1 protein-coding gene is annotated in these 427 nt (G+C 63.2%); it reads left to right on the top strand.

Going from position 1 to position 427, the window contains the following annotated elements:
• Window positions 1–80: 80 nt before the first annotated feature.
• Window positions 81–427: transposase (locus QSJ97_RS24725; protein ID WP_285675165.1), on the top strand; the 347-nt coding region annotated here is incomplete at its 3' end.

The following is a 427-nucleotide window of genomic DNA, read 5'->3' as shown; positions in this document are numbered from 1 at the left end:
TGGACTGCGCCCCTGGGGCCGGACAGGTTGAGGCAGGAGAACTCCCCACCTGAGGTCGGGCTTTCGGAGTATGAGAGCCCATGCGCAGACACAGACGCCACAGCACCGCCTTCAAGCGCCAGATCGTCGAGGAGTACCTTGCCGGCGCCGCGCTCAACGCCCTTTCAAAGGAGCACGACATCTGCCGGCATCTGATCCGGGTCTGGATCGAGAAGTACGAAGCTGGCGAGTTCGACGAGGAGATCGAGGCGGCCAACACGCTCCACGAGGCGCAGGCGAAGATCGCCGCGCTCGAGCGGATGGTTGGCCGCCAAGCCCTCGAGATTGAGTTTCTAAAAGGGGCTCTCGCCTCGAAACGATTGCGGAGAAACGCGCCTACATCCGCGATCACCGGCCCCGTGGCATCTCCGTCAAACGAGGATGCGAG

The sequence above is a fragment of the Paralimibaculum aggregatum genome (assembly GCF_030270585.1).
Lineage (GTDB): Bacteria > Pseudomonadota > Alphaproteobacteria > Rhodobacterales > Rhodobacteraceae > Thermohalobaculum > Thermohalobaculum aggregatum.
Note: the sequence above shows the minus strand (reverse complement) of the source record. Positions and strands in the feature narration are given on the sequence as shown.